Origin of the sequence: Plectonema cf. radiosum LEGE 06105, assembly GCF_015207665.1 — a bacterium.
Lineage (GTDB): Bacteria > Cyanobacteriota > Cyanobacteriia > Cyanobacteriales > Nostocaceae > Rivularia > Rivularia radiosa_A.
This window is the reverse complement of the sequence record NZ_JADEWL010000218.1, coordinates 1-8,050: the sequence shown is the minus strand read 5'-3', so window position 1 is coordinate 8,050 and position 8,050 is coordinate 1. Positions and strand designations below refer to the sequence as shown.

At 37.5% G+C, this 8,050-nt stretch carries 7 protein-coding genes; 6 read left to right on the top strand and 1 reads right to left on the bottom strand.

Features of this window, described 5'->3' with window-relative positions; genetic code table 11:
• Positions 1-148: 148 nt before the first annotated feature.
• From rnc to IQ247_RS30450, 3 genes are all read left to right on the top strand, one after another.
• Positions 149-868 (top strand): ribonuclease III, encoded by a 720-nt coding sequence (gene rnc, locus IQ247_RS30460; RefSeq protein ID WP_193925741.1) that lies wholly within the window; start codon positions 149-151, stop codon positions 866-868.
• A gap of 251 nt (positions 869-1,119) precedes the next feature.
• Positions 1,120-2,148, top strand: a complete 1,029-nt coding sequence (locus IQ247_RS30455) for a Gfo/Idh/MocA family protein (RefSeq protein WP_193925739.1) — start codon at positions 1,120-1,122, stop codon at positions 2,146-2,148.
• A gap of 135 nt (positions 2,149-2,283) precedes the next feature.
• Positions 2,284-2,895, top strand: coding sequence for a hypothetical protein (locus tag IQ247_RS30450; RefSeq protein ID WP_193925737.1), 612 nt, complete (start codon positions 2,284-2,286; stop codon positions 2,893-2,895).
• Between the two features lie 219 nt (positions 2,896-3,114).
• Here the strand turns inward: IQ247_RS30450 and IQ247_RS30445 are convergent, their stop codons facing one another.
• Positions 3,115-5,058, bottom strand: coding sequence for an ATP-binding protein (locus tag IQ247_RS30445; protein ID WP_193925735.1), 1,944 nt, complete (start codon positions 5,056-5,058; stop codon positions 3,115-3,117).
• A 383-nt stretch (positions 5,059-5,441) separates the two neighbouring features.
• On the opposite strand from IQ247_RS30445, the gene IQ247_RS30440 reads away from it, so the two are divergent.
• From IQ247_RS30440 to IQ247_RS30430, 3 genes are all read left to right on the top strand, one after another.
• Entirely contained in the window at positions 5,442-6,137 is a 696-nt protein-coding gene (locus IQ247_RS30440; RefSeq protein ID WP_193925734.1) for a RibD family protein, read from the top strand.
• Between the two features lie 46 nt (positions 6,138-6,183).
• Positions 6,184-7,362 carry a GNAT family N-acetyltransferase gene (locus IQ247_RS30435; RefSeq protein ID WP_193925733.1) on the top strand — a complete coding sequence of 393 codons (1,179 nt, stop codon included), beginning with the start codon at positions 6,184-6,186 and terminating at the stop codon, positions 7,360-7,362.
• A 208-nt stretch (positions 7,363-7,570) separates the two neighbouring features.
• A complete protein-coding gene (locus IQ247_RS30430; protein ID WP_193925732.1) occupies positions 7,571-7,951 on the top strand; it encodes a DUF4346 domain-containing protein in 381 nt (126 codons plus the stop codon).
• Positions 7,952-8,050 lie beyond the last annotated feature (99 nt).

Sequence of the window (8,050 nt, the reverse complement as noted above, 5' to 3'; positions counted from 1 at the left end):
GACTCTGTCCAATTTTTTGGAGATGGGGGGATGGGGAGATAAAGTAGAATTATAACCTTAAACCTTAAACCTTAAACCTTAGACCTTTGACCTTTGACCTTTGACCTTTGACCTTAGACCTTAAACCTTAAACCTTAGACCTGAATTAATGTCCGTTATTTATCCACGTCGTCAACGACAACTTGAAAGTTTGCTCAAAAAGCTGGGTTTATCAGCAAAGTCACCTTTGAAATGGGAATTGTTGGACTTAGCGCTGACTCATCCGTCTATTTCTGAGTCGGCAAATTACGAACAACTTGAGTTTGTTGGGGATGCGGTGGTACGTCTGGTGGCTGCTCTTGTTTTGTGGGAAGATTTTCACCATCAGAGGGTAGGTGATTTTGCTGCAATTCGTTCCGTATTAGTTAGCGATCGCGTTCTTGCTCAATTAGCTAGTTACTACGGATTGGAGCTACATTTATTGGTTGCTGGTAGTGCTTATGGAGATAAAGCAGGACAAGAAACCAGATTGGCTGATGCTTTTGAAGCGGTTTTAGGTGCGCTTTATCTAAGTACTAATAATTTAGACCTGATTCGTCCTTGGTTAGATCCTCATTTTAAACAACTTGCTACAGAAATCAGCTTAGATCCAGCAAAACAAAACTATAAAGCTGCTTTACAGGAATGGACTCAAGGACAATATAAAACTTTACCCGAATATCGTGTAACTCAACTCGCTTCACCTCAACATAATCAAGAACGCTTCATTGCTGAGGTTTGGCTACACGATCAAAAATTAGGTTCAGGTAAAGGACGTTCGATTAAAGCTGCTGAGCAAGCTGCTGCAAAGGTCGCTTTTTTAGCTATAGAGTCTCCGCAAAAACCCTGAACTCAATCGGGTATTTGATCGGCTATTAATCGTAAGTTGCCATTCAATTTTGGATTTTAGATTTTGGATTTTGGATTGATTCGATTAACTGCTCTTGAAAGAGAAATCGGGTTTTTACAAGGATTATCTTGTTTTATCGCTATTTAAGCCAAAAACCCGAATTATGAATGATAGGAACGTTGATTACATTAATTATTAACCACCAACCACCAACAACTAACCACCAACAACTAACAACCAACCACCAACAAATGACTAAGATAATAAAACTTGCTGTAATTGGAGTTGGACGCTGGGGAGTTCATTTACTACGAAATTTTTTAGCACATCCGATTGTGAAAATTGTTGCAGTAGTAGATCCAAATCCCGATTGTTTAACTAAAGTACAGCAGCAATATTCCTTAAAGAAAGATATTTTATTAACTACTGAATGGCAAAAATTACAACAGCTACCTGAATTAAATGCGGTAGTAATTGCCACTCCTGCTATTACCCATTACTCCTTAATTATTGATGCTTTGAATTGGGGATGTCATGTTTTAGCGGAAAAACCTCTAACTCTTAATCCCGTAGAATGTCGTGAATTGTGTGAGTTAGCAGAAAAACAGCAATTGATTCTCATGGTAGATCATACCTATTTATTTCATCCGGCAGTAGAAAAAGGACAAGCATTATTACAAACTGGTACTGTGGGAGATTTACGCTATGGTTATGCAACACGCACTCATTTAGGTCCAGTACGTCAGGATGTTGATGCATTATGGGATTTAGCTATTCATGATATTGCCATTTTTAATAATTGGTTAGGGCGATCGCCAATAGTTGTTCAAGCAACGGGAAAAGTTTGGCTACAAACAGCATCACCTAATTCCCCCCTATCGGATTTAGTTTGGGTAACATTAACATATGCTTCGGGTTTTCAAGCATTCATTCATCTGTGCTGGCTCAATCCAGATAAACAGCGACGTTTGGGAGTGGTAGGAAGTCGCGGTAGCTTGATTTTTGATGAAATGTTAGTCGATACACCTTTGACATTGATGCAAGGGGAATTTGAACGTCAAGAGAATAGTTTTATCCCCGTCAATCAACAACGAAAAGTGGTAGAAATTGAAAAAGGGGAACCATTACAAAGAGTTTGCAACAGCTTTATTGAATGTATCTTACAAAATACCCCTTCAACGCTGTCATCAGGTTGGGTTGGTACCGAATTAGTAGAAATTCTCACCGCTCTTACCCAATCTCTGGAAGCTGGAGGTAAACCTATTTGCCTTGAGAAATAAAGTAGTAAGTATCAGAATTAATCATAGAAGTGGGTTTTTAAGAGCTTCTATCCGTAACACGCTTATAATTTTTATGAAAACCCGACTTCTTACCCTCAAAGACTTTCAAACCTGTTCCCTGCGATAAATTTAACTATGAATCGTCCCCGGATTCTTCAACCCAACCAAAACTACACCTTTAGTAAATATTTTGAGTTGTCTTTCTGTGTAGAAGATATTCTCGCCGAACTTGGATGTAGCTACAATCGGGAAAGGTTGCAATTGCCAACCGCTGATATTTCCGAACAAGCGATCGCACCTCTAACTTCTATTATTAATCGCAACTTCAAACGGGTGAAATTAATGAGTGAGGATGCTCGCAAACAAGCAATTATTGCTCCTATTCTTCTTGAAGTATGTGAAATTACTCAAACTCAATTAAATATTGAATACCCGATTAAGATTAACGAACGATTACAAGGTTGTTTAGATTATTATATTGGTCAAGATAAGGAACTATTAGTCATAGAAGCAAAACAAGCTGATTTAAGTCGGGGATTTACGGCTCTTGCGGTTGAATTAATTGCTTTAAACCAATGGACGCAATCGGAAATACCAATTTTATACGGAGCAGTAACTACGGGAGAAGATTGGCGATTTGGTAGTTATAATCGTCAAAATCAAGAAATTACAGAAGATTTTAAGCTATATCGAGTACCCGAAGAAATTACCATATTAGTAAATATTTTGGTAGGAATATTAAGTTAAATTATTCACCGAACAAGGCAAAAGTAAAGAAAAATAAAAATGGTTTAAGCACCATTATTTATTTATGGAACGAAGTAAAAACATTTGTTTCGAGACACGTAGTGCCTTCAAACAATACGTCCTTATCAAATCCCCTTAATTTATTTATGGGGATTATCTTTTTACTTTTTAATCGATTATTTTGTGTTCTATCTGGGAAAACTCCCATCCCAGTCATTTCTAATTAGAATTACTTTGAAAAGTAGCTTGTGATAATTTATTATTATCGCTAATCTGCTTGTTTCCAGAATTCATTTTAGTATCGGCTATAAATGGATACTCGCTATCAATTAAAGGTAAACTAATTTTAACCGTTGTACCTTGATTGATTCCCGGACTTTCAAGAGTTATCATCCCTCCCATCAATTCGATTAAGTTACGGGAAATTGCTAGCCCCAAACCAGTACCGTTATACTGCCTTGTGTTGCTAGCATCTACCATGACAAAGGGACGAAACAGTTTTTGCTGTTGTTCGTTGTCGATTCCTATACCTGTATCAATAACCGCAACTGTCACCCAGAATTTATTCTTCTGTTCTTGAATTTCTGTAGTTATGGTAATGCTTCCTGTTTCAGTAAACTTTGTTGCGTTACCAATAACATTGATTAATACTTGCTTAAATTTGGCTATATCCGCATTCACTCGAATTTGCTCGTTCAATTGGGGAGCATTCAACTGCAAACCTTTTTGTTTAATATTAACCGATTGCTGAGTAATTACGTCTTCAATCGCTTTACGTAGGTCGATTGGTTTGATGACAACTGACAGTTTACCAGCTTCTATTCTAGAAATATCAAGTAAATCGTTAATAATACCCAATAAATGAATCGCAGTTTCGTCCGCACGTTTGAGAAACTCTTTTTCTTCTTCTCTATCGTCGCACAAATCATCCCTAACCAAGCGTATAGAGTTGATAATCACATTTAAAGGGTTCCTCAACTCATGGGAAGTTGTAGCCAAAAAATAACTTTTGCTTTGATTTGCGGTTTTCGCTTCTTTCCAGGCTATTTCTAACTCTTGAGCCCATGCTTTGAGTCTTTCCACCATTTGATCTAATGCTTGTGCTAGTTGGTTGAATTCCCGAATGTTAAAATTATGTGGAACTGAGGAACAAGTATGCTGAGAATGAAGATTCAGAGCATAATCGCGTAACTGTTCTACTGGACGCGCTAAATAACGAGCTACATACAGTGATGCTAATAAAGTCGCACCAATCAACCCAATTGTCAAAACAAAGAAAATTAGCTTGATTTCCTTCAATCCGTACAAAGCGTTATCCAAACTAGTAACAGCTAAAATTACCCATTTTTGCTCGCCATGATCAACTGGACTGTTAATAGCTGTATATCCAGCAAGTAACAGACTACCTTCTTTTTCAAAAAATAAATCTACAGAATCTTTACGTCCAGATATGGCATTTTTGACGATGTTTTGTAATTTTTTTGCATCTACGTGTTCCGTAATATTTGTACCTACTCTTTGAAAAATTGGGTGTGCCAAAATTGTCCCGTTTTCTGCAATTACGACTGTAGAAGCTGTTAAAAAGCCAGGATTATGTTTAATTTTTTCATGCAATAGTTGTGACTGCATACTTAAGGTATAACGCAATTTACCTTGAGTATCGTAAACGGGAGAAGACAAGTTAAGATGTAGCTTTAAAGACTGTTCTTTTATATTGGCGTTCAATTTTTTCGGTAAAATAGGCTCGATTTGAACTTTCTTTTGATCAAACGAAAAATTATTCAAATTGGTCAATTGTTGATCACAATTTCCAGCAATAATGTTACCGTTATCAGGATTTGTTAATTGAATACACTTAATTTGTCTGGGTAATTGTTGGGCTAATTGAGTAACAAATTTTTCTACAAACTGAGGCTGTCCTGATTGAAGAACCGTTGTTTGGGAAGCAATTAATAAGTTGCTTCCGAGCATATCAATAGTATCTAGAATATTCTCTCCTTTGATAATGGCACTTTCGGTCAAATTACGACGCGCACTTTCTATTAAACTAGAACGTGCTTTTTGATATACGACAAATTCACCTATCAATAAGATTGGTACTGATAACAGTAATATCTTTGATACTAGAATTCGGCGAAATGATGATTGACGAAAATTCACCATTGGCATTCTCTGATAAGTATCTGCAAACTAAAACAGTACAATAAAGGTTATTCAACAAGTTAATGTACTTCTATTATTAAGTTGATTAATCCTAATAATCAAGTTATTAAATTGCTGCTGGCTAAAAAGAAGTGGTAGATACAAATTTTTACAAAAAAAACAGGCTTTTTGTGATTTTGGTCATTGATAATTGTTTGTGACTATTATTTATGACAATTAGATTAACTTCACTGATACGAGAATTTAGATCCCCGACTTCTTCAAGAAGTCGGGGATCTGAACACCTTGATTTCGATACATACAAATAGGATTGCTATATATTTATTTCAATTATTGTTATTAGCATTCCGAAAATATCAATATCCCTAATATTTATAAATTTGATGACACAGCGATCGCGACCTCACATCACAGTGGTTTTGGCAATGAGTGCAGATGGTAAAATAGCAGATGTTTCGCGTTCTGCGGCTAGATTCGGATCAATTAGCGATAAAGCACACCTAGAAACACAAATTGCTGCAAGGGATGCTGTTTTATTCGGTGCTGGGACTTTACGAGCCTACGGTACGACTCTAACTGTGTCGCATCCAGACTTATTACAACATCGAAAAGACAATGGTAAGGCACCCCAGCCCATTCATATCGTTATTTCTAATTCCGGTAAGTTTAATCCAGATTTACGCTTCTTTCAACAGCCAGTGGAACGTTGGTTAATCTCAACTGCGACAGGAGCGATGTTTTGGCAATCAAGACCGGAATTTAAACGTATACTCATATTTGAAACCGCAACAGGAACAGTTGACATTTGTGCAGCCCTGCAACACCTAACTATTTTGGGTATAGCACAGTTAGCAGTTTTAGGTGGGGGAAAATTGGTAGCGAATCTGCTTAAATTAAATTTTATTGACGAAATTTGGCTGACTGTCTGTCCTTTAATTTTGGGTGGTGAAGATGCTCCCACACCAGTCGGAGGTGCAGGATTTTTAGCAGCAGCGGCTCGAAAATTACAACTGATAGAAGTTCGTACCGAAAACCAAGAAGTATTTCTTCATTATTGCCTGCAACAATTCCCAGATTAGATTACTCTAAATAAAGCTTTTGCTAAGTTTTGTGTATTCAACAACCATGGTGGAAAAAATTAAGCCGAGCTATTCTCTCACCTGGATTAACAGTGTTGCCGAAGTACCTTCCCAAGCTTGGAATGCTTTGGCTATCCCGCTTCAGACTCCGTTTTTTGAGTGGGATTGGTTAAACAATCTCGAAGCTTCTGGTAGCGCTACTGCTCAAAGTGGTTGGTTACCTAATCACCTAACGTTATGGCGAGATAGAACGCTGATTGCTGTTGCTCCACTATACATCAAAGGACATAGTTATGGAGAGTTTGTCTTTGACCATCAGTGGGCAGAGTTAGCTCATCGTATTGGCGTGCAATATTACCCTAAAATGCTCGGTATGTCCCCATTTACTCCAGCGGAAGGTTATCGATTTTTAATTGCACCAGGAGAAGATGAGGAGGAAATAACTTGCTTATTAATACGTGAAATAGATTCTTTCTGTAAAAAGCAACGTATTAGCGGCTGCAATTTTTTATATGTAGATCCCGATTTTCGTCCAATATTAGAACGTCACGGTTTTACAGCTTGGCTGCACCATAACTATATCTGGCAAAACCAAGGTTTTACTAATTTTGATGATTATTTAGGTGCATTTAATGCCAATCAGCGTCGCAACATCAAACGTGAACGAAAAGCTGTGACAAAAGCTGGTTTGGAATTAAAACCATTCACTGGCGATCAAATCCCCCAAGATTTCTTTGCTTTGATGTACGATTTTTATGCTGATACCTGTGATAAATTCGGATGGTGGGGTAGTAAATATCTCACAAAACGGTTTTTTGAATCGTTATACGAAAACTATCGCGATCGCGTCGTGTTTTTTGCTGCTTATAGCGAACAAGATAACAGCCAACCTGTGGGAATGTCTTTTTGTTTGTATAAAGACGATAAAATGTATGGGCGTTATTGGGGTAGTTTCCAGCAAATAGATTGTTTGCATTTTGACGCTTGTTATTATTCGCCCATTGAGTGGGCTATTAAAAATAATATCCAAGTATTTGATCCCGGTGCTGGTGGAAGACACAAAAAACGTCGCGGCTTCCCCGCTACTCCCAACTACAGTCTACACCGCTTTTACAACAATCGTTTGGGAGAAATACTCCGTCGTTATATCAATGAAGTAAATCAACTAGAACAACAGGAAATTGAAGCAATTAATCAGGAGATTCCTTTTAAGCTTGAAGGTTAGAGGTTAGAGGTCAAAAGTTATAGGTCAAAGGTTGAAAACTCCTAACCACTATCTACTATCCACCATCCACTAACTCCGGTGGTACTAACTCATCTCCCCTTGTCCCCCTCGTTCCTTATTCTTTATTTCCTTAAAAAAAGTAAAAGAAAGAATTACACTTAATCTAAGTGTGTGATAACCCTTAAGACGGAAGTTTTTTTAAGTAATTATGAATCTACGTGATAATTTAACAGCAATTGATGAGAAGCTTTCTCAACGACACATTGATTTAGATCCTGCGGGATATTTTATTATTTACATTGACCGTCAAGAAGGACTCATTTTTGCTAAACATTTTACTAACATCATTGATGAGCGAGGTTTAGCTGTCGATCCAGAAACGGGAAAGGTAATTCCAGCAAAAGGAAAAGTAGAACGAACTCACACAACAGTATATTCTGGCAGAACAGCGAAAGAATTATCTGTAAAAATTTTTGAAGAAACTCAGCCCTGTCCGATAACCATGTTTGATCATGCTGCTTATCTCGGTCGAGAATTTGTCCGTGCTGAGATTGCTTTGGTGACAGGGCAAGAGTATGTTCAAGATTAATTAGGGAATTGGGAATTGGGAATTGGGAATTGGGAATTGGGAATTGGGAATTGGTAATTGGTAATGGTATGTTATCAACTATCTCCCCATCTCCCCATC

Excerpts from the sequence above, each read along its gene's own strand:
- rnc (WP_193925741.1), top strand. The coding sequence starts at position 149 with ATGTCCGTTATTTATCCACGTCGTCAACGACAACTTGAAAGTTTGCTC.
- IQ247_RS30455 (WP_193925739.1), top strand. The coding sequence starts at position 1,120 with ATGACTAAGATAATAAAACTTGCTGTAATTGGAGTTGGACGCTGGGGA.
- IQ247_RS30450 (WP_193925737.1), top strand. The coding sequence starts at position 2,284 with ATGAATCGTCCCCGGATTCTTCAACCCAACCAAAACTACACCTTTAGT.
- IQ247_RS30445 (WP_193925735.1), bottom strand. The coding sequence starts at position 5,058 with ATGGTGAATTTTCGTCAATCATCATTTCGCCGAATTCTAGTATCAAAG.
- IQ247_RS30440 (WP_193925734.1), top strand. The coding sequence starts at position 5,442 with ATGACACAGCGATCGCGACCTCACATCACAGTGGTTTTGGCAATGAGT.
- IQ247_RS30435 (WP_193925733.1), top strand. The coding sequence starts at position 6,184 with ATGGTGGAAAAAATTAAGCCGAGCTATTCTCTCACCTGGATTAACAGT.
- IQ247_RS30430 (WP_193925732.1), top strand. The coding sequence starts at position 7,571 with ATGAATCTACGTGATAATTTAACAGCAATTGATGAGAAGCTTTCTCAA.